At 71.0% G+C, this 19,352-nt stretch carries 32 protein-coding genes; 29 read left to right on the forward strand and 3 right to left on the reverse strand.

The window, feature by feature from the left end:
* Window positions 1-54: 54 nt before the first annotated feature.
* Window positions 55-1,005, reverse strand: coding sequence for a hypothetical protein (locus tag D1781_RS02515; RefSeq protein WP_119480691.1), 951 nt, complete (start codon window positions 1,003-1,005; stop codon window positions 55-57).
* Between the two features lie 608 nt (window positions 1,006-1,613).
* Between D1781_RS02515 and rpsJ the strand changes: the two genes are divergently transcribed.
* From rpsJ to ligD, 29 genes are all read left to right on the forward strand, one after another.
* Complete coding sequence (gene rpsJ, locus D1781_RS02520; RefSeq protein WP_116648288.1) at window positions 1,614-1,922, forward strand: 30S ribosomal protein S10; 309 nt, start codon at window positions 1,614-1,616, stop codon at window positions 1,920-1,922.
* Window positions 1,923-1,933: 11 nt separating this feature from the next.
* Window positions 1,934-2,587: a 50S ribosomal protein L3 gene (gene rplC, locus D1781_RS02525; RefSeq protein ID WP_119480692.1), complete on the forward strand. Its 654-nt coding sequence runs from the start codon at window positions 1,934-1,936 to the stop codon at window positions 2,585-2,587.
* 2 nt (window positions 2,588-2,589) lie between these two features.
* Complete coding sequence (rplD, locus tag D1781_RS02530; protein ID WP_119480693.1) at window positions 2,590-3,198, forward strand: 50S ribosomal protein L4; 609 nt, start codon at window positions 2,590-2,592, stop codon at window positions 3,196-3,198.
* Between the two features lie 5 nt (window positions 3,199-3,203).
* Complete coding sequence (rplW, locus tag D1781_RS02535) at window positions 3,204-3,497, forward strand: 50S ribosomal protein L23 (protein WP_407641660.1); 294 nt, start codon at window positions 3,204-3,206, stop codon at window positions 3,495-3,497.
* Window positions 3,498-3,516: 19 nt separating this feature from the next.
* Window positions 3,517-4,356, forward strand: coding sequence for a 50S ribosomal protein L2 (gene rplB, locus D1781_RS02540; RefSeq protein ID WP_119480695.1), 840 nt, complete (start codon window positions 3,517-3,519; stop codon window positions 4,354-4,356).
* A gap of 12 nt (window positions 4,357-4,368) precedes the next feature.
* Window positions 4,369-4,650: a 30S ribosomal protein S19 gene (rpsS, locus tag D1781_RS02545; protein WP_119480696.1), complete on the forward strand. Its 282-nt coding sequence runs from the start codon at window positions 4,369-4,371 to the stop codon at window positions 4,648-4,650.
* A gap of 25 nt (window positions 4,651-4,675) precedes the next feature.
* Window positions 4,676-5,068, forward strand: a complete 393-nt coding sequence (rplV, locus tag D1781_RS02550; RefSeq protein WP_119480697.1) for a 50S ribosomal protein L22 — start codon at window positions 4,676-4,678, stop codon at window positions 5,066-5,068.
* Window positions 5,068-5,811 (forward strand): 30S ribosomal protein S3, encoded by a 744-nt coding sequence (gene rpsC / locus D1781_RS02555; protein WP_119480698.1) that lies wholly within the window; start codon window positions 5,068-5,070, stop codon window positions 5,809-5,811. Before rplV ends, rpsC begins: the two co-directional genes overlap by 1 nt.
* Window positions 5,811-6,230: a 50S ribosomal protein L16 gene (gene rplP, locus D1781_RS02560; RefSeq protein ID WP_119480699.1), complete on the forward strand. Its 420-nt coding sequence runs from the start codon at window positions 5,811-5,813 to the stop codon at window positions 6,228-6,230. Before rpsC ends, rplP begins: the two co-directional genes overlap by 1 nt.
* Complete coding sequence (gene rpmC / locus D1781_RS02565) at window positions 6,230-6,568, forward strand: 50S ribosomal protein L29 (RefSeq protein WP_119480700.1); 339 nt, start codon at window positions 6,230-6,232, stop codon at window positions 6,566-6,568. Before rplP ends, rpmC begins: the two co-directional genes overlap by 1 nt.
* On the forward strand, window positions 6,568-6,891 hold the full coding sequence (gene rpsQ / locus D1781_RS02570) for a 30S ribosomal protein S17 (RefSeq protein WP_119480701.1): 324 nt from the start codon (window positions 6,568-6,570) through the stop codon (window positions 6,889-6,891). Before rpmC ends, rpsQ begins: the two co-directional genes overlap by 1 nt.
* Before the next feature lie 4 nt (window positions 6,892-6,895).
* Window positions 6,896-7,264 carry a 50S ribosomal protein L14 gene (gene rplN, locus D1781_RS02575; protein WP_119480702.1) on the forward strand — a complete coding sequence of 123 codons (369 nt, stop codon included), beginning with the start codon at window positions 6,896-6,898 and terminating at the stop codon, window positions 7,262-7,264.
* Between the two features lie 3 nt (window positions 7,265-7,267).
* Window positions 7,268-7,627: a 50S ribosomal protein L24 gene (rplX, locus tag D1781_RS02580; protein ID WP_119480703.1), complete on the forward strand. Its 360-nt coding sequence runs from the start codon at window positions 7,268-7,270 to the stop codon at window positions 7,625-7,627.
* 3 nt (window positions 7,628-7,630) lie between these two features.
* Complete coding sequence (gene rplE / locus D1781_RS02585) at window positions 7,631-8,212, forward strand: 50S ribosomal protein L5 (protein WP_119480704.1); 582 nt, start codon at window positions 7,631-7,633, stop codon at window positions 8,210-8,212.
* 80 nt (window positions 8,213-8,292) lie between these two features.
* Complete coding sequence (rpsH, locus tag D1781_RS02590) at window positions 8,293-8,691, forward strand: 30S ribosomal protein S8 (protein ID WP_119480705.1); 399 nt, start codon at window positions 8,293-8,295, stop codon at window positions 8,689-8,691.
* Window positions 8,692-8,697: 6 nt separating this feature from the next.
* The gene (rplF, locus tag D1781_RS02595; protein ID WP_119480706.1) at window positions 8,698-9,234 is read left to right on the forward strand and encodes a 50S ribosomal protein L6; all 537 of its coding nucleotides are present in this window, start codon (window positions 8,698-8,700) and stop codon (window positions 9,232-9,234) included.
* Between the two features lie 2 nt (window positions 9,235-9,236).
* Window positions 9,237-9,596, forward strand: coding sequence for a 50S ribosomal protein L18 (gene rplR / locus D1781_RS02600; RefSeq protein ID WP_119480707.1), 360 nt, complete (start codon window positions 9,237-9,239; stop codon window positions 9,594-9,596).
* A complete protein-coding gene (gene rpsE / locus D1781_RS02605; protein WP_119480708.1) occupies window positions 9,593-10,318 on the forward strand; it encodes a 30S ribosomal protein S5 in 726 nt (241 codons plus the stop codon). Before rplR ends, rpsE begins: the two co-directional genes overlap by 4 nt.
* Window positions 10,318-10,500 (forward strand): 50S ribosomal protein L30, encoded by a 183-nt coding sequence (gene rpmD / locus D1781_RS02610; RefSeq protein ID WP_199706352.1) that lies wholly within the window; start codon window positions 10,318-10,320, stop codon window positions 10,498-10,500. Before rpsE ends, rpmD begins: the two co-directional genes overlap by 1 nt.
* Entirely contained in the window at window positions 10,500-10,997 is a 498-nt protein-coding gene (gene rplO / locus D1781_RS02615; RefSeq protein WP_119480709.1) for a 50S ribosomal protein L15, read from the forward strand. Before rpmD ends, rplO begins: the two co-directional genes overlap by 1 nt.
* 100 nt (window positions 10,998-11,097) lie before the next feature.
* Complete coding sequence (secY, locus tag D1781_RS02620) at window positions 11,098-12,423, forward strand: preprotein translocase subunit SecY (RefSeq protein ID WP_119480710.1); 1,326 nt, start codon at window positions 11,098-11,100, stop codon at window positions 12,421-12,423.
* Entirely contained in the window at window positions 12,423-13,004 is a 582-nt protein-coding gene (locus tag D1781_RS02625) for an adenylate kinase (RefSeq protein ID WP_199706353.1), read from the forward strand. The genes secY and D1781_RS02625 overlap by 1 nt, the downstream gene beginning before the upstream one ends.
* A gap of 209 nt (window positions 13,005-13,213) precedes the next feature.
* A complete protein-coding gene (infA, locus tag D1781_RS02630; RefSeq protein ID WP_055965022.1) occupies window positions 13,214-13,435 on the forward strand; it encodes a translation initiation factor IF-1 in 222 nt (73 codons plus the stop codon).
* An 83-nt stretch (window positions 13,436-13,518) separates the two neighbouring features.
* Window positions 13,519-13,635 carry a 50S ribosomal protein L36 gene (gene rpmJ / locus D1781_RS02635; protein WP_119480711.1) on the forward strand — a complete coding sequence of 39 codons (117 nt, stop codon included), beginning with the start codon at window positions 13,519-13,521 and terminating at the stop codon, window positions 13,633-13,635.
* Window positions 13,636-13,789: 154 nt separating this feature from the next.
* Window positions 13,790-14,170, forward strand: a complete 381-nt coding sequence (gene rpsM, locus D1781_RS02640) for a 30S ribosomal protein S13 (RefSeq protein ID WP_119480712.1) — start codon at window positions 13,790-13,792, stop codon at window positions 14,168-14,170.
* Between the two features lie 37 nt (window positions 14,171-14,207).
* Window positions 14,208-14,609, forward strand: coding sequence for a 30S ribosomal protein S11 (rpsK, locus tag D1781_RS02645; protein WP_119480713.1), 402 nt, complete (start codon window positions 14,208-14,210; stop codon window positions 14,607-14,609).
* Window positions 14,610-14,735: 126 nt separating this feature from the next.
* On the forward strand, window positions 14,736-15,725 hold the full coding sequence (locus tag D1781_RS02650) for a DNA-directed RNA polymerase subunit alpha (protein WP_119480714.1): 990 nt from the start codon (window positions 14,736-14,738) through the stop codon (window positions 15,723-15,725).
* A gap of 2 nt (window positions 15,726-15,727) precedes the next feature.
* Window positions 15,728-16,336, forward strand: a complete 609-nt coding sequence (gene rplQ, locus D1781_RS02655; protein WP_119480715.1) for a 50S ribosomal protein L17 — start codon at window positions 15,728-15,730, stop codon at window positions 16,334-16,336.
* A 78-nt stretch (window positions 16,337-16,414) separates the two neighbouring features.
* Window positions 16,415-17,440, forward strand: a complete 1,026-nt coding sequence (gene ligD, locus D1781_RS02660) for a non-homologous end-joining DNA ligase (RefSeq protein ID WP_119480716.1) — start codon at window positions 16,415-16,417, stop codon at window positions 17,438-17,440.
* Window positions 17,441-17,480: 40 nt separating this feature from the next.
* On the opposite strand, the gene aroD is transcribed toward ligD, so the two are convergent.
* Both aroD and D1781_RS02670 read right to left on the reverse strand, forming a co-directional pair.
* Window positions 17,481-18,257, reverse strand: a complete 777-nt coding sequence (gene aroD, locus D1781_RS02665) for a type I 3-dehydroquinate dehydratase (protein ID WP_158589972.1) — start codon at window positions 18,255-18,257, stop codon at window positions 17,481-17,483.
* The gene (locus D1781_RS02670; protein ID WP_119480718.1) at window positions 18,254-19,306 is read right to left on the reverse strand and encodes an ATP-dependent DNA ligase; all 1,053 of its coding nucleotides are present in this window, start codon (window positions 19,304-19,306) and stop codon (window positions 18,254-18,256) included. The genes aroD and D1781_RS02670 overlap by 4 nt, the downstream gene beginning before the upstream one ends.
* Window positions 19,307-19,352: the final 46 nt, after the last annotated feature.

Below are 19,352 nucleotides of genomic sequence, written 5' to 3' on the forward strand. Positions count from 1 at the left end.
GTCGCGCGGTGCTCCCACCCCGTCGCGCGGTGCTCCCGCCGGCCCGCGGTAGGTCTACCTGCCGCGTGCCGGCGAGGAGTACTGCGTGACGTCGGGGCGGGTGACCGCGTCTCGGCGCTTCGGGACGCCGGCGCGCACGAGGATCCCTTCCAGCCGGCGTCCGCGGAGGTCCCACCAGTCCCATCGGGCGAAGCTCGCGTACTGCCGCCGCATCCGGTTCTCGCGGGTCTTCTCGCGGATGACGACGTCCTCGACCGAGCCGCCCCTCCGGTAGCGGTCCTCGCGGTACTTCACCTCGCCGTCGAACTCGCCGAGCGCCCGGACCGCCCGCCAGCCGAAGTCCGCGAAGTCCTCCACGTCGCCGGTCACGACGCGGACCTGCAGGTCGGGCGCGACGAAGCCGAGCCGATCCATCTCCACCCGGCTGAGCGACTCGCCCGCCGACCCGCTGCGGGGGTCGGCGAAGCGCAGCACCGCCTGCGCCCGCTGGAAGCCGCGCCGCCTGCCGTACGCGTCCACCAGCGTCCCGAACTCGGCTCGCGACTCCGGGTACAGGCGGAACGCGGCATCGGCGACGACGACCGCCTCCGCGAAGGACCGGCTGAGCGCGATGTCGAACGCGGTCCGTCCCGGGCTCGTGACCAGCATCCCCTCCACCGTGACCGGGGTCACGTGCTCGAGCCCGATGCAGTGGCGGACGACGTCCAGCTGGGACCGCCCGCCGGAGCGGCGCTCGCAGACCAGGTGGACCACCTCCGGCCAGCGGTGCAGCGATGGCAGCCCGAGGAGGGCGAGCGCGGACTCGTGGGAGAAGACGTGCTCGCCGGTGAGGGTCCGGTGCGCCGCACGGACGCGGAGCAGGTACCGGTCGACGGCGTCCACGGGCACCGAGTCCGCCGGCAGGTAGACGTTCCGGCGCGCTCGGAACGAGCCCGGATCCCGCTCGGGACGCACGCCGGTCGAGCCCAGCATCTCGGGCCTGGTGAAGAGTCGCTCGTCGCTCATGCCGTGGAGCGTGGCGATCGGCAGCCCCCTGCTCGGCGCGGGAGCCCGCTCGCTGCGAGATCCGCACGGTCCGCCGGCTGGGGAGGACCCGATCCGCGCTCGGGTCCGCCTCCGAGCCACGACGCGCGGTGCTCCGACCCCTGCGCGGTGGGTCCACCCACCGCGCGGAGGTGCTGATACCGCGCGAGAGGGTGGGACCACCGCGCCGGATCCAGCCGCGCGTTCGCCGAGCGCGACACGCCCGGGTTGCACCCTCTTCCGGGGCGTGGCAAGATGTCGGGGTTCCACATTCCGGGCGGAGCGGTGCACCGAGTGCGCCGACGCCTCCGGATCACTGTCAGGCAGTGCACGATCGAAGGGTCGGGCCGCGGGCAGCAGAACACCTCGGCGCTCCGGCGCCTCGGCCTGCGGGCCGTGGCGGGGGCGTGCGCTGACGCGCTGCGGACACGGTCCGCCAGGGCGGGTCGCGCACGTGCGGACAGGAGCCCGGGCATCCACAGCAGAACAGCGGTGCGGATCGCGCTGCGCCTCCTCGCGGGGGAGCGGCGGGTCGGCCCGGAAGCCACCCACGAGCCGCGCGTCTCGAACGCGCACGGAACGAGGAATCCATGGCGGGACAGAAGATCCGCATCCGACTGAAGTCGTACGACCACGCCGGGCTCGACAGCTCCGCGCGGAAGATCGTCGACACGGTCACCCGCGCCGGCGCCACGGTCGTCGGCCCGGTGCCGCTGCCCACGGAGAAGAACGTCATCGCGGTGATCCGCTCTCCGCACAAGTACAAGGACAGCCGCGAGCACTTCGAGATGCGCACCCACAAGCGGCTCATCGACATCATCGACCCGACGCCCAAGGCCGTCGACTCGCTCATGCGGCTCGACCTGCCGGCCGACGTCAACATCGAGATCAAGCTCTAGGAGAGGAACGGATGTCCACCGCGACCCGCACGTTCTCCGGGCTTCTCGGCACGAAGCTCGGCATGACCCAGGTCTGGGGCGAGGGCAACAAGCTCGTCCCGGTCACGGTCATCCAGGTGACCCCGAACGTCGTCACCCAGATCCGCACGACTGAGAAGGACGGCTACGAGGCCGTCCAGATCGCCGCCGGCGCGGTCGACCCCCGCAAGGCGAACAAGCCGGAGGCCGGCCACTTCGCCGCCGCGGGCGTCACCCCGCGCCGCCACCTCACCGAGGTCCGCACCGCGAACGCCGCCGAGTACACGCTCGGCCAGGAGCTCTCGGTCGAGGTCTTCGAGGCCGGCAAGAAGGTCGACGTCGTCGGCACCAGCAAGGGCAAGGGCACCGCCGGTGTCATGAAGCGCCACAACTTCAAGGGCGTGTCCGCGAGCCACGGTTCGCACCGCAACCACCGCAAGCCCGGTTCGATCGGCGCGTCCTCGACGCCGTCGCGCGTCTTCAAGGGCATGCGCATGGCCGGCCGCATGGGCAACGAGCGCGTCACCGTGCTCGGCCTGACCGTCCACGCCGTCGACGCCGAGAAGGGCCTGCTGCTCGTCAAGGGCGCGGTCCCCGGCGCCAAGGGCCGTCTCGTGTTCGTCCGCGACGCCGTGAAGGGGAACTGACCATGGCCGCTCCCAAGAACCTGCCCATCGAGCTCTTCGACGTGCCGACCAACGTCCCCCTGATCCACCAGGTGGTCGTCGCCCAGCTCGCCGCCGCTCGCCAGGGCACGCACAAGACGAAGAACCGGGGCGAGGTCTCCGGCTCGGGCGTCAAGCCGTTCAAGCAGAAGGGCACCGGCCGGTCCCGTCAGGGTTCGGTCCGCGCCCCGGAGCACCGCGGCGGCGGCGTCGTGCACGGCCCGACGCCGCGCGACTACTCGCAGCGCACCCCGAAGAAGATGATCGCCGCGGCCCTGCTCGGCGCCCTCTCGGACCGCGCTCGCGCCGGCCGCATCCACGAGGTCGAGCTCGCGGGTGCCACGCCGTCCACGAAGGCGGCGGTCACGGCCCTCGCCGCGGCGAAGAACGGCAAGCGCCAGCTCGTCGTCCTCGACCGCGCCGAGACGGTCGCGATCAAGAGCGTCCGCAACCTGCAGGGCGTCGACGTGCTGTTCGTCGACCAGCTGAACGCCTACGACGTCCTCCGCAGCGACGACGTCGTCTTCACCCCCGCCGCGCTGAACGCCTTCATCGAGGCGAAGGGCGCGGCCGTCGAGGAGGTCTCCGCGTGAGCGCGATCGACTACAAGGACCCGCGCGACGTGATCCTGCGTCCCGTGGTCTCCGAGAAGAGCTACGGCCTGATCGACGAGGGCAAGTACACGTTCCTCGTCGACCCCCGGGCCAACAAGACCGAGATCAAGCTCGCCATCGAGAAGATCTTCGGCGTCCAGGTCAAGTCCGTCACGACGGCGAACCGCACGGGCAAGACCCGCCGCACCCGCTTCGGCACCGGCAAGCGCAAGGACACCAAGCGCGCCATCGTGTCGCTCAAGTCGGGCTCCATCGACATCTTCACGGCTGTCGGCTGAGGCACGGAGGAACAGACGAATGGCAATCCGCAACTACAAGCCGACCACGCCCGGTCGTCGCGGCTCCTCGGTCGCCGACTTCGCCGAGATCACCCGGTCGACCCCTGAGAAGAGCCTGCTGCGCCCGCTGCCGAAGACCGGTGGCCGCAACGCGCAGGGTCGGATCACCACCCGCCACATCGGCGGCGGCCACAAGCGCCAGTACCGCGTCATCGACTTCCGCCGCTCCGACAAGGACGGTGTGAACGCCCGCGTCGCGGAGATCGAGTACGACCCGAACCGCACCGCGCGCATCGCGCTGCTGCACTTCGTGGACGGCGAGAAGCGCTACATCCTGGCGCCGAACCGCATCAAGCAGGGCGACGTCGTCGAGACGGGCCCCGGCGCGGACATCAAGCCGGGCAACAACCTGCCGCTGAAGAACATCCCGGTCGGCACGGTCGTGCACGCGATCGAGCTGAAGCCGGGCGGCGGCGCGAAGATGGCCCGATCCGCGGGCGCCTCCGTGCGCCTCGTGGCGAAGGACGGCCCCTACGCGCAGCTGCGCCTCCCCTCGGGCGAGGTCCGCAACGTCGACGCGCGCTGCCGCGCGACGATCGGCGAGGTCGGCAACGCCGAGCAGTCGAACATCAACTGGGGCAAGGCCGGCCGCAAGCGCTGGAAGGGCGTGCGTCCGACGGTCCGCGGTGTCGCGATGAACCCGATCGACCACCCGCACGGCGGTGGCGAGGGCAAGACCTCCGGTGGTCGCCACCCGGTCAGCCCCTGGGGTCAGGCCGAGGGCCGCACCCGGCACCCCAACAAGGAGAGCGACAAGCTCATCGTCCGCCGTCGCACCGTCGGCAAGAAGCGCAAGTAGGAGTAGCGAAGCATGCCTCGCAGCCTGAAGAAGGGCCCCTTCGTCGACGACCACCTGCTGACGAAGGTGCAGAAGCAGAACACGACGAACTCGAAGCAGGTCATCCGAACCTGGTCGCGTCGTTCGATGATCATCCCCGCGATGCTCGGCCACACCATCGCCGTGCACGACGGTCGCAAGCACATCCCCGTCTTCGTGACGGAGGCGATGGTCGGGCACAAGCTCGGCGAGTTCGCCCCCACCCGCACCTTCCGCGGGCACGAGAAGGACGACAAGAAGGGTCGTCGCCGCTAGGCGCGGCGACGAGAAGGAGACAGTCATGGTGGAGTCCACCGCGCGGCTGCGGCAGGTCCGCATCACCCCGCAGAAGGCCCGTCGCGTCGTCGACCTCATCCGCGGCAAGCAGGCCGCGGAGGCCCTCGCGATCCTCAAGTTCTCGCCGCAGGCCGCGGCGACCCCGGTGTACAAGCTCGTCGCCTCGGCGATGGCGAACGCCAAGGTCAAGGCCGACGCGGAGAACACCTACCTCGACGAGCAGGACCTGTTCGTCCAGCGTGCGTTCGTGGACGAGGGCACCACGCTCAAGCGGTTCCAGCCGCGGGCGCAGGGCCGGGCGTTCCGGATCAACAAGCGCACGTCCCACATCACCGTCGTGCTGTCGACGCCCGCGGCCGAGGCCGACGGCGCCGACTCGAAGAAGGGGAACCGCTGATGGGCCAGAAGGTCAACCCGTACGGCTTCCGTCTCGGCATCACCACCGACCACACCTCCCGCTGGTTCTCGGACTCGCAGAAGGTCGGTCAGCGGTACAAGGACTTCGTCGCCGAGGACGTGAAGATCCGTCGCCTCCTGCTGAAGCGGCTCGACCGCGCCGGCGTGGCGAAGATCGAGATCGAGCGCACCCGCGACCGCGTCCGCGTGGACATCCACACGGCGCGCCCGGGCATCGTCATCGGCCGCCGCGGCGCCGAGGCCGAGGCCATCCGCGGGGACCTGGAGAAGCTCACCAAGAAGCAGATCCAGCTGAACATCCTCGAGGTCAAGAACCCCGAGGCCGAGGCCCAGCTCGTCGCGCAGGGCATCGCCGAGCAGCTCTCCGCCCGCGTGGCCTTCCGCCGCGCGATGCGCAAGGGCCTGCAGAGCGCGCAGCGCGCCGGCGCCAAGGGCGTCCGCGTGCAGGTCGCCGGCCGCCTCGGCGGCGCGGAGATGAGCCGCAGCGAGTTCTACCGCGAGGGCCGGGTGCCGCTGCACACGCTCCGCGCGAACATCGACTACGGCTTCTACGAGGCCCGCACCACCTTCGGCCGCATCGGCGTGAAGGTCTGGATCTACAAGGGCGACATCACCAACAAGGAGCTCGCGCGCGAGCAGGCGAGCCAGCCCGGCCGTCGGCCCGAGCGCGGCGACCGTCGCGGCGGCCGTCGCAACGAGTCCCTGGAAGGAGCGAACGCCTGATGCTGATCCCTCGACGCGTCAAGCACCGCAAGCAGCACCACCCGGGCCGCAGCGGCCAGGCCACCGGCGGCACGAAGGTCTCCTTCGGCGAGTTCGGCATCCAGGCGCTGACCCCGGCGTACGTGACGAACCGGCAGATCGAGTCCGCCCGTATCGCCATGACCCGCCACATCAAGCGCGGCGGCAAGGTCTGGATCAACATCTACCCGGACCGTCCGCTCACGAAGAAGCCCGCCGAGACCCGCATGGGTTCCGGGAAGGGTTCGCCCGAGTGGTGGGTTGCCAACGTCAAGCCGGGCCGCGTGCTCTTCGAGGTGGCGGGTGTCGACGAGACCCTGGCCCGCGAGGCGCTGCTCCGCGCGATCCACAAGCTGCCGCTCAAGGCACGCATCATCACCCGTGAGGAGGGGGACGCCTGATGGCGATCGGTTCCAAGAACCTCGCTCCGAACGAGCTCGACTCGTTCGAGGACAGCCGTCTGACGGAGGAGCTCCGGCGGGCCAAGGAGGAGCTGTTCAACCTCCGCTTCCAGTCCGCCACCGGGCAGCTCGAGGGCCACGGGCGGGTGCGCGCCGTCAAGCGCGACATCGCCCGCATCTACACCGTGATGCGCGAGCGCGAGCTCGGCATCCGGGTCACCCCGGCTCCCGCCCCGGTCGCCGAGGCGAAGCCGAAGCGCACCCGCGCCAAGAAGGACGCGGCCGACACGACCACCGAGACCGCTCCTGCGGCCGCGGAGTCCGAGGAGACGAAGTAATGGCGAAGGCACAGGAGACCGCTGCGGCGGCCGGCCACGAGCACGCCGCCCACGACGTCCGCGACGAGGCCGCCCGCGGCTACCGCAAGGCGCGCCGCGGCTACGTCGTCAGCGACAAGATGGAGAAGACCATCGTCGTCGAGGTCGAGGACCGCGTGAAGCACCCGCTCTACGGCAAGGTCATCCGCCGCACGAGCAAGGTGAAGGCGCACGACGAGGCCGGCACCGCCGGCATCGGCGACCTCGTCCTCATCAGCGAGACCCGTCCGCTGTCCGCGACGAAGCGCTGGCGCCTCGTCGAGGTGCTCGAGAAGGCGAAGTGACCCGATGATCCAGCAGGAGTCCCGACTCAAGGTCGCCGACAACACCGGCGCCAAGGAGCTGCTCACCATCCGCGTCATGGGCGGCTCCGGCCGTCGCTACGCCGGCCTGGGCGACACGATCGTCGCGACCGTCAAGGACGCGATCCCCGGCGGCAACGTCAAGAAGGGCGACGTCGTCAAGGCGGTCATCGTGCGCACCGTCAAGGAGACCCGTCGTGCCGACGGCTCCTACATCAAGTTCGACGAGAACGCCGCCGTCATCCTCAAGAACGACGGCGACCCCCGCGGGACGCGCATCTTCGGTCCGGTCGGTCGCGAGCTCCGCGACAAGAAGTTCATGAAGATCATCTCGCTCGCACCGGAGGTGATTTGAACCATGGCCAAGATCAAGAAGGGCGACCTCGTCCAGGTGATCTCGGGCGCCTCGCAGGCGCGCGGCGGGGACCGCGGCAAGCAGGGCAAGGTCCTCGAGGTCCTCGTCGAGCGCAACCGCGTCGTCGTCGAGGGTGTGAACTTCGTCACGAAGCACGAGCGCGTCGGCCAGACGCAGCGCGGCACCCGCACCGGCGGCCTCGAGACCGTCGAGGCCCCCATCCACATCTCGAACGTCGCCCTGGTCGACCCCGACACGAAGAAGCCGACCCGCGTCGGCCACCGCGTCGAGACCAAGACCGTCGACGGCGTGTCGAAGACCGTCCGCGTGCGCTACGCGAAGAAGTCCGGGAAGGACCTGTAAGCCATGAGTGACACGACTGTTGCGGAGGCTGGCACCATCCAGCCCCGCCTCAAGCAGAAGTACCGCTCCGAGATCGTGCCGAACCTCCTCAAGGAGTTCGGGTACTCGAACGTGCACCAGGTGCCGGGTCTCGTGAAGGTCGTCGTCAACTCCGGTGTCGGCGAGGCCGCCCGTGACGGCAAGATCATCGACGGCGCGGTCGCCGACCTGACCAAGATCACCGGTCAGAAGCCGCAGGTCACCCGGGCCCGCAAGTCCATCGCGCAGTTCAAGCTGCGCGAGGGCCAGCCCATCGGCGCGCACGTCACGATGCGCGGCGACCGGGCGTGGGAGTTCCTCGACCGCCTGCTGTCCCTCGCCCTGCCCCGCATCCGCGACTTCCGCGGCCTGTCGGACCGGCAGTTCGACGGCAACGGCAACTACACGTTCGGCGTCACCGAGCAGAGCATCTTCCACGAGATCGACCAGGACCGCATCGACCGGGTCCGCGGCTTCGACATCACCGTGGTGACGACCGCGAAGAACGACGACGAGGGCCGGGCCCTGCTCCGCGCCCTCGGCTTCCCGTTCCGCGCCGCCTCCTAGGCGCGCGACCCCACCCGCTAACACCGGGGCCGTACGAGGTCCGGGGAACGTCCCCGGAAACCTGACGAAAGAGAACACTCATGACGATGACCGATCCGGTCGCGGACCTGCTCACGCGGGTGCGCAACGCGAACTCGGCCTTCCACGAGACGGTGACCCTGCCGCACTCGAAGCTGAAGGCCGGGATCGCGGAGATCCTGAAGACCGAGGGCTACATCTCCGACTGGAGCGTCGCCGACGCCCGCGTCGGCAAGACCCTCGTGCTCGACCTGAAGTACGGCCCGAACCGCGAGCGGTCCATCGCCGGCATCAAGCGCGTCTCGAAGCCCGGCCTCCGCGTGTACGCGAAGTCGACCGAGCTGCCCACGGTGCTCGGCGGCCTCGGCGTCGCGATCCTGTCCACCTCCTCCGGCCTCCTCACGGACCGGCAGGCGACCAAGAAGGGCGTCGGCGGGGAAGTCCTCGCCTACGTGTGGTGAGCTGACATGTCGCGAATCGGACGACTCCCCATCGACATCCCCGCCGGCGTCGACGTGACGATCAGCGGCGCGGACGTGACGGTGAAGGGCCCGCGAGGGACCCTGAACCACGTGATCCCCGCCCCGCTGACCGCCGCCGTCGAGGACGGCAGGGTCATCGTGTCCCGGCCCGACGACGAGCGCCGCTCGAAGTCGCTGCACGGCCTGACCCGCACGCTGATCGCCAACCAGATCACCGGCGTGACCGCGGGCTACAGCAAGGGCCTCGAGGTCGTCGGCACCGGCTACCGCGTGCAGGCCCGCGGCGCGAACATCGAGTTCGCACTCGGCTTCTCGCACCCGGTCGTCGTCGAGCCCCCGGCCGGCATCACCTTCACGGTCGAGGGCAACAACCGCCTCACCGTGTCGGGCATCGACAAGCAGGCGGTCGGCGAGACCGCCGCCAACATCCGCAAGATCCGCAAGCCCGAGCCCTACAAGGGCAAGGGCGTCCGGTACGCCGGCGAGAACGTGCGCCGCAAGGCCGGGAAGAGTGGGAAGTAGTCATGGCGAACACCTCACGGTCGGCCGCGCGTGACAAGCGCCACGCCCGGCTGCGCAAGCACATCTCCGGCACCCCGACCTCGCCGCGCCTCGTGGTGAACCGGTCCGCCCGGCACGTCTTCGTGCAGGTCGTGGACGACACGGTCGGCCGCACGCTGGCCTCCGCCTCGACGCTGGAGGCCGACCTCCGCGCGCTCGACGGCGACAAGACCGCCAAGGCGAAGCGCGTGGGCGAGCTCGTCGCCGAGCGCGCGAAGGCCGCCGGCATCGACTCCGTCGTGTTCGACCGCGGCGGCAACAAGTACGCGGGACGGGTCGCGGCCGTGGCCGACGGCGCCCGCGAAGGAGGGCTGAGCCTGTGAGCGACACCACGAACACCGGCACCGGTGCCGGCGACGCGCTGAACGAGGCGCCCGTCGAGACCGCTGCCGGCACCGACTCGATCAGCCGGGACAACCGGCTGAGCCGGGGCCGGGGCGGCAACGACCGCGGCGGCCGGGGCGGCAACGACCGCGGCGGGCGCGGCGGCAACGACCGCAACAACCGCGGCGGGGACAGCAACTTCCTCGAGCGCGTCGTCACCATCAACCGCGTCTCCAAGGTCGTGAAGGGCGGTCGGCGCTTCAGCTTCACCGCGCTCGTGATCGTCGGCGACGGCAACGGCACCGTGGGCGTCGGTTACGGCAAGGCGCGCGAGGTCCCGACGGCGATCTCGAAGGGCGTCGAGGAGGCGAAGAAGAACTTCTTCCGCGTCCCCCGCGTCGCCGCGACCATCCCGCACCCGGTGCAGGGCGAGGCCGCGGCGGGCGTGGTCCTGCTCCGTCCCGCCGCCGCCGGTACCGGCGTCATCGCGGGCGGCCCGGTGCGCGCCGTCCTCGAGTGCGCGGGCATCCACGACGTGCTGTCGAAGTCCCTCGGGTCCTCGAACACGATCAACATCGTCCACGCGACGGTCGCCGCCCTGAAGCAGCTCGAGGAGCCGCGTGCGGTCGCCGGGCGTCGCGGGCTCGAGGTGGACGAGGTCGTTCCGGCCCGTCTGCTCCGCGACCAGGCCGCCGCGGCGGCCGAGAAGGTGAGCGCCTGATGGCCACCCTGCGGGTCACCCAGATCAAGTCCAAGGTGAGCGAGAAGCAGAACCAGCGCGACACGCTGCGTTCGCTCGGCCTCAAGCGCATCGGCCAGACGGTCGAGCGCGAGGACGACGCCCAGACGCGCGGCTACGTGCGTGCGGTCGCCCACCTCGTGAAGGTTGAGGAGATCGACTGATGGCTGACGCCACGAAGAAGCCGGCCGCGGACGCGGCGGCGCAGGAGACGACCGAGAAGGTCTCGCTCCTCAAGGTGCACCACCTGCGTCCCGCTGCGGGCGCGAAGAAGGACCGGACCCGCGTGGGTCGCGGTGAGGGCTCCAAGGGCAAGACCGCGGGGCGCGGCACCAAGGGCACGAAGGCGCGCTACGGCGTGCGTGCGGGCCTCGAGGGCGGCAACCTCAACTTCGTCATGCGGTCGCCGAAGCTCAAGGGCTTCAAGAACCCGTTCCGCGTCGAGTACCAGGTCGTGAACCTCGAGAAGCTCGCCGTGCTCTACCCGACCGGGGGCGACGTCACCGTCGCCGACCTGGTCGCGAAGGGCGCCGTGCGCAAGAACGAGAAGGTCAAGATCCTCGGCACCGGCGACATCGCGGTTAGTCTGAACGTCGCCGTCGACAAGGTGTCCGAGTCGGCGCAGCAGAAGATCGTGGCCGCGGGCGGCCGGGTCGACTGATCTGCATCGTGTCGGGGCCTTCGCCGGACGGCGGAGGCCCCGACGCATGCGTCGAGGCGTGCAGAGCGTCTCGAGCGGCCGCAAGGCGGAAGGAAGACAAGTGCTGAGTGCTGTCGCGCGGATCTTCCGCACCCCCGATCTGCGCCGGAAGGTGCTCTTCACGCTCGGGATCATCGCCGTGTTCCGGCTCGGGTCCTTCGTGCCGGCGCCGTTCATCGACTACGCGAACGTGCGCGAGTGCATCGCGGGCCAGTCGTCCAGCGCCAGCGGGCTCTACCAGCTCGTCAACGTGCTCTCCGGCGGGGCGCTGCTCCAGCTGTCGATCTTCGCGCTGGGCATCATGCCCTACATCACGTCGTCGATCATCGTGCAGCTGCTGCGCGTGGTCATCCCCCGCTTCGAGACCCTCTACAAGGAGGGCCAGGAGGGCCAGGCGCGGCTCACCCAGTACACGCGCTACCTCACCATCGCGCTCGGCGTCCTGCAGTCCACGACGCTGATCACCGTCGCGAAGAGCGGCGCCCTGTTCGGCACCACGAACACCGCGGCGTGCCAGAACCTCGTCACCAGCAACGAGTGGTGGGCGACCGTGCTCATGGTGCTGACCATGACCGCCGGCACCGGCCTCATCATGTGGATGGGTGAGCTCATCACCGAGCGCGGCGTCGGCAACGGCATGTCGCTGCTGATCTTCACGGCGATCGCCGCCCGCTTCCCGCAGTCGATCATCGCGATCGGCCAGGCGCAGAGCCCGGAGGTCGCGGTCGTCGTCGTCGCGATCGGCGTCGTCATCGTCGGCCTCGTGGTCTACGTCGAGCAGTCGCAGCGCCGCATCCCGGTCGAGTACGCGAAGCGCATGGTCGGCCGCCGCACCTACGGCGGCAACAACACGTACATCCCGATCAAGGTGAACATGGCGGGCGTCGTGCCGGTCATCTTCGCGTCGAGCCTGCTCTACCTGCCGGCCCTGATCGCCCAGTTCAACCAGCCGCGCGACGGGTCCGCCCCGGCGCCGTGGGTGACCTGGATCCAGAACTACCTGACGACGGGCGACCACCCGCTCTACATGGCGCTCTACTTCCTCCTGATCGTGGGCTTCACGTACTTCTACGTGGCGATCACCTTCAACCCGGAGGAGGTCGCGGACAACATGAAGAAGTACGGCGGCTTCATCCCCGGCATCCGCGCCGGGCGCCCGACCGCCGAGTACCTCGACTACGTCCTGACGCGGGTCACCCTGCCGGGCTCGATCTACCTCGGCCTGCTCGCGCTGATCCCGCTGGTCGCGTTCGTCGCCATCGGGGCGAACCAAAACTTCCCGTTCGGCGGCGCCTCGCTGCTGATCATCGTGGGCGTCGGCCTCGAGACCGTGAAGCAGATCGACTCGCAGCTGCAGCAGCGCCACTACGAGGGCCTCCTCCGCTGATGCGGATGCTGCTGATCGGCCCTCCCGGCGCGGGGAAGGGCACCCAGGCCGTGCGCGTGGCGGAGGAGTACGGCATCCCCGCCATCTCCACCGGCGACATCTTCCGCGCGAACGTCGCGCAGGAGACGCCGCTCGGCATGCAGGCGAAGGACTACATGGATCGGGGCGCGTACGTGCCCGACGACCTCACGAACGCGCTCGTGCTCGACCGCCTGGCGCAGGACGACGTCCGCGACGGCTTCCTGCTCGACGGCTTCCCGCGGACGCTGGCGCAGGTGTTCACCCTCGACGACTGCCTGAGCCGGTCGGACGGCGGCCTCGACGCCGTCGTCCAGCTCGTCATCGAGACCGAGGCGATCGTCGAGCGGCTGCTGAAGCGCGCGGCGGAGCAGGGGCGCAGCGACGACACCGAGGACGTCATCCGCCGGCGGCTCGAGGTCTACCAGGAGCAGACGCACCCCCTCGTGGCCGTCTACGCGGAGCGCGGCGTGCTCGTCAGCGTGGACGCCGTGGGCAGCGTCGACGACGTGTCCCGGCGCATCCTCGACGCGCTCGGCGGCGGCGTCGTCCGCGCGTCCTGACGCCTCGCGGGCCCCGCGACGGGGAATGATTTCGCGCCCCGGCCGTTATCACGTATGATCGTCCGTCGGCCTGCGTGCGTCGTATTCGACGCCACCTGACGGCCGATCCGTCTGCCGGGCATCCGGCCCGCAGGCGTCCCGCATGACCAGTGATCGTCGCGATCCGCCGGTTCCCCCGGACGGACGCGACACAGTGACGAAGTGAGGCTATGGCCAAGAAGGACGGTGTCATCGAGATCGAGGGCGCGGTTGTCGAAGCACTCCCCAACGCGATGTTCCGAGTGGAGCTGAGCAACGGGCACAAGGTGCTCGCGCACATCTCGGGCAAGATGCGGCAGCACTACATCCGCATCCTCCCGGAGGACCGTGTCATCGTCGAGCTCAGCCCGTACGACTTGACCCGCGGCCGGATCGTCTACCGCTACAAGTAGACGCTCCTCGTCACCCGATCGCTGAGAAGTAACGGCCGCCCGGACCCCGGGCGGTACGAGGACAGCGAGAAGAGGAACCACCCATGAAGGTCGCGCCTTCCGTCAAGCCCATCTGCGAGCACTGCCGCGTGATCCGCCGCCACGGCCGGGTCATGGTCATCTGCTCCGTGAACGTGCGTCACAAGCAGCGCCAGGGCTGAGTCGTCCGCCCCGGACCTCGCGGTCCGGGGCGATCCCCACAACTGAACACATCCAGCGCTCCCAGAACCCTCCTCGCGGAGGGGGACACCCCGGGTCGGAGGCCCGGGCACCGGGAGCGCACCACACCTCCGATCCTCAAGAAGGAGCAGACGCATGGCGAGACTTGCCGGCGTCGACATCCCGCGCGAGAAGCGCGTGGAGGTCGCACTCACCTACATCTACGGCGTCGGTCGCACCCGCGCCGCCGAGACGCTGCAGGCCACGGGCATCGACCCCGACACCCGCGTCCGGAACCTCACCGACGACCAGCTCGTCGCACTCCGCGATCACATCGAGGGCACCTACAAGGTGGAGGGCGACCTCCGCCGCGAGGTCGCCGCCGACATCCGCCGCAAGGTCGAGATCGGCTCCTACGAGGGCCTGCGCCACCGCCGCGGCCTTCCCGTGCGCGGCCAGCGGACCAAGACGAACGCGCGCACCCGCAAGGGCCCGAAGCGCACCGTCGCCGGCAAGAAGAAGGCCGGGCGCAAGTAGCGCTCCGCCCCCACACACTTCGTAGGAGAGAACACACATGGCAGCTCCCAAGGCCGGTGCAGGGCGCAAGCCCCGCCGCAAGGAGAAGAAGAACGTCGCCATCGGGCAGGCGCACATCAAGTCGACGTTCAACAACACGATCGTCTCGATCACCGACACCACCGGTGCCGTGATCAGCTGGGCCTCGTCCGGCGGCGTGGGCTTCAAGGGCTCCCGCAAGTCGACCCCGTTCGCCGCGCAGCTGGCCGCCGAGTCGGCCGCCCGCCAGGCGCAGGAGCACGGGATGAAGAAGGTGGACGTCTTCGTGAAGGGTCCCGGCTCCGGCCGCGAGACCGCGATCCGCTCCCTCCAGGCCGCTGGCCTCGAGGTCGGCTCGATCAACGACGTCACGCCGCAGGCCCACAACGGCGTCCGTCCGCCCAAGCGCCGCCGCGTCTGACGTGATCAGCGGCCGGCCGCGCGCACCCCGCGCGGCCGGCCGCTGACGCGCGTCACCCAGACCCCCGGGCGGTCCGCCCGGAACCGCCGTCTATGTGTCATATAGCGGACACGAAAGGACACCACCGTGCTCATCGCACAGCGCCCCACCCTCGCCGAGGAGCCCATCAGCGAGTTCCGCTCGCGGTTCGTCATCGAGCCGCTCGAGCCGGGCTTCGGCTACACCCTGGGCAACTCGCTCCGCCGCACCCTGCTGTCGTCCATCCCGGGCGCGGCCGTCACGTCCATCCGCATCGAGGGCGTGCAGCACGAGTTCACGACGATCCCCGGTGTGAAGGAGGACGTCACCGAGATCATCCTGAACATCAAGCAGCTGGTCGTCTCGTCCGAGCACGACGAGCCGATCACCGCCTACCTGCGCAAGCAGAGCGAGGGCCCCGTCACGGCCGCCGACATCTCGGCCCCGGCCGGTGTGGAGATCCACAACCCCGAGCTGCTCATCGCGACGCTGAACGACAAGGCGCGCTTCGACCTCGAGCTCACGATCGAGCGCGGCCGCGGCTACGTCTCCGCGACGCAGAACCGCAGCGAGTTCAGCGAGGCCGGGCAGATCCCGGTCGACTCGATCTACTCGCCGGTCCTCAAGGTCACCTACCGCGTCGAGGCGACGCGTGCCGGTGAGCGCACCGACTTCGACCGCCTCGTGGTCGACGTCGAGACGAAGCCGGCGATCAGCCCGCGCGACGCGATCGCGTCCGCCGGCCGCACGCTCACCGAGCTCTTCGGCCTCGCCCGCGAGCTGAACAGCGCGGCCGAGGGCATCGAGATCGGCCCGGCCCCGGTGGACCAGCTCGTGTCCTCCGAGCTGTCGATGCCGATCGAGGACCTCGACCTGTCGGTCCGGTCCTACAACTGCCTGAAGCGCGAGGGCATCAACACGGTGTCCGAGCTCGTCTCCCTGTCGGAGACGCAGCTCATGAACATCCGCAACTTCGGCCAGAAGTCGGTCGACGAGGTGAAGGACAAGCTCGTCGAGCTCGGCCTCTCGCTCAAGGACGCGGTGCCGGGCTTCGACGGCACGCACTTCTACTCCGCTTACGACGACGAGGAGAACTGATCATGCCCAGGCCCACCAAGGGTCCCCGTCTCGGCGGCGGTCCGGCCCACGAGCGCATGCTGCTCGGCCAGCTCGCCTCGCAGCTGTTCGAGCACCGCTCCATCCAGACGACGGAGGCGAAGGCCAAGCGCCTCCGCCCGGTCGCGGAGCGCCTCGTCACGTTCGCGAAGCGCGGCGACCTGCACGCGCGCCGCCGCGTCATGCGCACCATCGGCGACAAGACCGTCGTGCACGAGCTCTTCACCGAGATCGCGCCGCTCGTCGCCGAGCGCCAGGGCGGCTACACCCGCATCGTGAAGACCGGCTTCCGCAAGGGCGACAACGCCCCCATGGCGGTCATCGAGCTCGTGCTCGAGCCGGTCGCCCCGAAGCGCTCCAGCCGCACCCGCACCGCCGCGGCGACCGCTCCGGCGGCGTCCTCGGACGTGCCGGTCGAGGAGACGAACACCGTCGAGGAGTCCGCCCCGATCGAGGCCGAGTCGGAGACCCCGGCCGCGACCGAGGTCGAGGAGTCGGCGGCCGCGACCGGCGCGGACGCGCCGGAGGCCGACGCGCCCGCCGCGGACGAGCCGGCGACGCCGGACGAGAAGCCGGCGACGCCCGCTTCCTGATCGCGCACCGTCACGCAGCAGCCGGAGGGCCCGCGCACCGACCAGGTGCGCGGGCCCTCCGTCTGCCAGGCTGCGGGCATGGCGAGTGAGGCGACGACCGTCGACGTGGACGGCCCGCACGGCGTGCGGACGATGCGGGTGTCGAGCCCGTCGCGGGTGCTGTGGCCCGAGGCCGGGGTGACGAAGCTCGACCTCGTGCACTACTTCGTCGAGGTCGCGGACGCGTTCCTCGCTGCGAACGGCGACCGGCCGGTCTCCCTGCAGCGGTTCGGCGGCGACGTGACCGGGGAGTCCTACTTCTCGAAGAACCCGCCCCGCGGCGCCCCGGAGTGGTTCCGCGCGGCGGACGTGACCTACCCCTCCGGGCGCGTGCACCCGCAGCTGGTCCTCGACGAGCCGGCCGCGCTCGTCTGGGCGGCCCAGATGAACACGATCGTGTTCCACGCCTGGCCCTCGCGCGCCGGGGCGCCGGACCTCCCCGACCAGCTGCGCATCGACCTCGACCCGCAGCCCGGCACCGGGCTGGCGGAGGCGACGCGGGCCGCATCCGGCATGCGCGCGGTGCTGCAGGAGGCGGGGCTGACCGCCTTCGTGAAGACGTCGGGCAACCGGGGCCTGCACCTCTACGCGCCCATCCGGCCCGAGTGGGAGTTCCTCGACGTCCGGCACGCCGTGATCGCGGCCGCGCGCGAGCTCGAGCGCCGCGACCCGGAGGGCGTGACGACGGCCTGGTGGAAGGAGCTGCGCGGGGAGCGCATCTTCCTCGACTACAACCAGGCCGCCCGGGACCGGACGATCGCGGGCGCGTACAGCCCGCGGCCGCTGCCCGCGGCCACCGTGTCCACGCCGGTGTCCTGGGACGAGCTCGAGGCGGGCGTGGACCCGCACGCCTTCACCGTCACCACGGTGCCCGCGCGGCTCCGGGAGCAGGGCGACCCCTGGGCCGGCATGGGGGCGTCGGCCGGCGGCATCGAGACGCTGCTCGGGTGGTGGGAGCGCGACCTCGCGAACGGCGAGGGCGAGCTGCCGTTCCCGCCCGACTACCCGAAGATGCCGGGGGAGCCGCCCCGCGTGCAGCCCTCAAAGGCGCGCAAGCAGGACTGACCGGCTCCCGAGGGTCGAGCCGGGGTCCCCGGAGCCCGGCTCAACCCGCGAGGACCTGCGCGCCGTGGAGCAGGTCGAGGGCGTCGCGGAGGCGGGCCGCGTCGACCTGGCCGGGCGCGCTCGCGGCTCCGACGGTGCCGAAGGTGAGCACCGAGCCGAACGCCTCGCCCGCGAGACGTGAGACGACGCCGAGCGGGCCCATCGCCATCGTGATCGCGGGCCTGGCGTCCTCCCGGGCCGCGTACGCGGCCGTCGCGCCGAGCAGGACGAGCACGTCCTCGGGCGAGCGCGGGGTGCAGGCGAGCTTGACGACGTCGGCGCCGAGCTCCTGCTGCCGCACGAGGCGGCCGACGACCTCGTCGCGAGCGGGCGTGCCCTCGAGGTCGTGGAACGACATGACGACGGCCTTGCCGTGCTCGTGCACGTCGGCGACCAGGCGGGGCGCGAGGCCGTCGGTCGCGTCCATCTCCACGTCGACCGCCGCGACGCCGTCGTGGCGCGCCGCGAGCATCGTCAGGCCCTCGAGCAGGCGCGGCGGCAGGTCCGCGCCGCCGCCCTCCCGCGCGCTGCGGCAGGTGAGGAGGATCGGCAGGGCGGGGTCGAGCGCTCCTCGGGCGGCGGCGATCGCCCGCTCGACCGCACGGGACGAGCCGACCTCGGCGAGGCGGTCGATCCGCAGCTCGACGAGGTCCGCAACGGCGGGGCGCACCGCCCGCGCCTCCGCCTCGAGCGCCGGCGCCGTCGCGCCGACCAGCGGCACGCAGACCTTCGGCCGCCCGGGCCCGAGCGCGACCCCGCCGATCAGGACGTCGGTCACGTGAGGACGGCGCCGAGGTCGTAGGCGTGCGGCACCTCGAGCTGCTCGAAGGTGCAGGAGCGGGCGTCGCGATCCGGGCGCCACCGCTCGAGCTGCACGGTGTGGCGGAACCGGTCGCCCTCCATCTGGTCGTACCGGACCTCGAGCACCAGCTCCGGGCGGAGCACGACGAAGGACGTGTCCTTCGACGACGAGAAGCGGTTGCGCTCGCCCTCGCCGCGGACCGGCGCGCCGTCGTCGTCGCGGGCGACCATCGGCTCGAGCGCCTCGATCATCTCCTCGCGCACCTTGGTCGTGAACGCCGAGACGCCGCCGACCTGCCGCAGCACCCCGTCCGCGTCGTAGAGCGACAGCAGCAGGGAGCCGACGCCGCGGCCGCTCGCGTGGATCCGGTAGCCCGTCGCGATCACGTCCGCGGTGCGGTGGTGCTTCACCTTGAGCATCGTCCGCTTCGCGGGCGCGTAGGCCGCGTCGACCGGCTTCGCGACGACGCCGTCGAGGCCGGCGCCCTCGAACTCGGCCAGCCAGCGCTCGGCGAGGGCGGCGTCGTCGGTGACGCGCGTCACGAACAGCGGCGCGGCGGGGGAGGGGAGCAGCGCCTCGAGCGCGCGTCGGCGCTCGCCGAACGGGGCGTCGAGCAGCGACCGCTCGCCGTCCGCGAGCAGGTCGAAGGCGATGAAGGACGCGGGGGTCTCCGCGGCGAGCCTCGCGATGCGGGACGCGGCCGGGTGGATGCGCTGCGACAGCGCCTCCCAGTCGAGGCGCTGCGCGCCGGGCTCGCCGGTCGGCACGACCACCTCGCCGTCGAGCACGCACGGCCCGGGCAGGGCCGCGGCGAGGCCCTCGACGAGCTCCGGGAAGTAGCGGGTGAGGGACTTGCCGCCGCGGCTGCCGATCTCGACCGTCTCGCCGTCGTAGGCGACGATCCCGCGGAACCCGTCCCACTTCGGCTCGTACAGCAGGGGACCGCCGCCGGGCGCGGCGGCGGGCACGGCGGGCACCGCCTTCGCGAGCATCGGCTCGATCGAGGCGTCCACGGGCAGCGGCATGGGCTCATCCTGCCGCCTGCGCGCTCCGGCCCGCCTCCGCGATCCG

This window comes from Amnibacterium setariae, from assembly GCF_003581425.1.
In the GTDB taxonomy this organism is placed as follows: domain Bacteria; phylum Actinomycetota; class Actinomycetes; order Actinomycetales; family Microbacteriaceae; genus Amnibacterium; species Amnibacterium setariae.

Bases quoted from the DNA above. Each gene is read 5' to 3' on its own strand.
- D1781_RS02515 (WP_119480691.1), bottom strand. From the start codon at position 1,005: ATGAGCGACGAGCGACTCTTCACCAGGCCCGAGATGCTGGGCTCGACC.
- rpsJ (WP_116648288.1), top strand. From the start codon at position 1,614: ATGGCGGGACAGAAGATCCGCATCCGACTGAAGTCGTACGACCACGCC.
- rplC (WP_119480692.1), top strand. From the start codon at position 1,934: ATGTCCACCGCGACCCGCACGTTCTCCGGGCTTCTCGGCACGAAGCTC.
- rplD (WP_119480693.1), top strand. From the start codon at position 2,590: ATGGCCGCTCCCAAGAACCTGCCCATCGAGCTCTTCGACGTGCCGACC.
- rplB (WP_119480695.1), top strand. From the start codon at position 3,517: ATGGCAATCCGCAACTACAAGCCGACCACGCCCGGTCGTCGCGGCTCC.
- rpsS (WP_119480696.1), top strand. From the start codon at position 4,369: ATGCCTCGCAGCCTGAAGAAGGGCCCCTTCGTCGACGACCACCTGCTG.
- rplV (WP_119480697.1), top strand. From the start codon at position 4,676: ATGGTGGAGTCCACCGCGCGGCTGCGGCAGGTCCGCATCACCCCGCAG.
- rpsC (WP_119480698.1), top strand. From the start codon at position 5,068: ATGGGCCAGAAGGTCAACCCGTACGGCTTCCGTCTCGGCATCACCACC.
- rplP (WP_119480699.1), top strand. From the start codon at position 5,811: ATGCTGATCCCTCGACGCGTCAAGCACCGCAAGCAGCACCACCCGGGC.
- rpmC (WP_119480700.1), top strand. From the start codon at position 6,230: ATGGCGATCGGTTCCAAGAACCTCGCTCCGAACGAGCTCGACTCGTTC.
- rpsQ (WP_119480701.1), top strand. From the start codon at position 6,568: ATGGCGAAGGCACAGGAGACCGCTGCGGCGGCCGGCCACGAGCACGCC.
- rplN (WP_119480702.1), top strand. From the start codon at position 6,896: ATGATCCAGCAGGAGTCCCGACTCAAGGTCGCCGACAACACCGGCGCC.
- rplX (WP_119480703.1), top strand. From the start codon at position 7,268: ATGGCCAAGATCAAGAAGGGCGACCTCGTCCAGGTGATCTCGGGCGCC.
- rplE (WP_119480704.1), top strand. From the start codon at position 7,631: ATGAGTGACACGACTGTTGCGGAGGCTGGCACCATCCAGCCCCGCCTC.
- rpsH (WP_119480705.1), top strand. From the start codon at position 8,293: ATGACGATGACCGATCCGGTCGCGGACCTGCTCACGCGGGTGCGCAAC.
- rplF (WP_119480706.1), top strand. From the start codon at position 8,698: ATGTCGCGAATCGGACGACTCCCCATCGACATCCCCGCCGGCGTCGAC.
- rplR (WP_119480707.1), top strand. From the start codon at position 9,237: ATGGCGAACACCTCACGGTCGGCCGCGCGTGACAAGCGCCACGCCCGG.
- rpmD (WP_199706352.1), top strand. From the start codon at position 10,318: ATGGCCACCCTGCGGGTCACCCAGATCAAGTCCAAGGTGAGCGAGAAG.
- rplO (WP_119480709.1), top strand. From the start codon at position 10,500: ATGGCTGACGCCACGAAGAAGCCGGCCGCGGACGCGGCGGCGCAGGAG.
- D1781_RS02625 (WP_199706353.1), top strand. From the start codon at position 12,423: ATGCGGATGCTGCTGATCGGCCCTCCCGGCGCGGGGAAGGGCACCCAG.
- infA (WP_055965022.1), top strand. From the start codon at position 13,214: ATGGCCAAGAAGGACGGTGTCATCGAGATCGAGGGCGCGGTTGTCGAA.
- rpmJ (WP_119480711.1), top strand. From the start codon at position 13,519: ATGAAGGTCGCGCCTTCCGTCAAGCCCATCTGCGAGCACTGCCGCGTG.
- rpsM (WP_119480712.1), top strand. From the start codon at position 13,790: ATGGCGAGACTTGCCGGCGTCGACATCCCGCGCGAGAAGCGCGTGGAG.
- rpsK (WP_119480713.1), top strand. From the start codon at position 14,208: ATGGCAGCTCCCAAGGCCGGTGCAGGGCGCAAGCCCCGCCGCAAGGAG.
- rplQ (WP_119480715.1), top strand. From the start codon at position 15,728: ATGCCCAGGCCCACCAAGGGTCCCCGTCTCGGCGGCGGTCCGGCCCAC.
- ligD (WP_119480716.1), top strand. From the start codon at position 16,415: ATGGCGAGTGAGGCGACGACCGTCGACGTGGACGGCCCGCACGGCGTG.
- D1781_RS02670 (WP_119480718.1), bottom strand. From the start codon at position 19,306: ATGCCGCTGCCCGTGGACGCCTCGATCGAGCCGATGCTCGCGAAGGCG.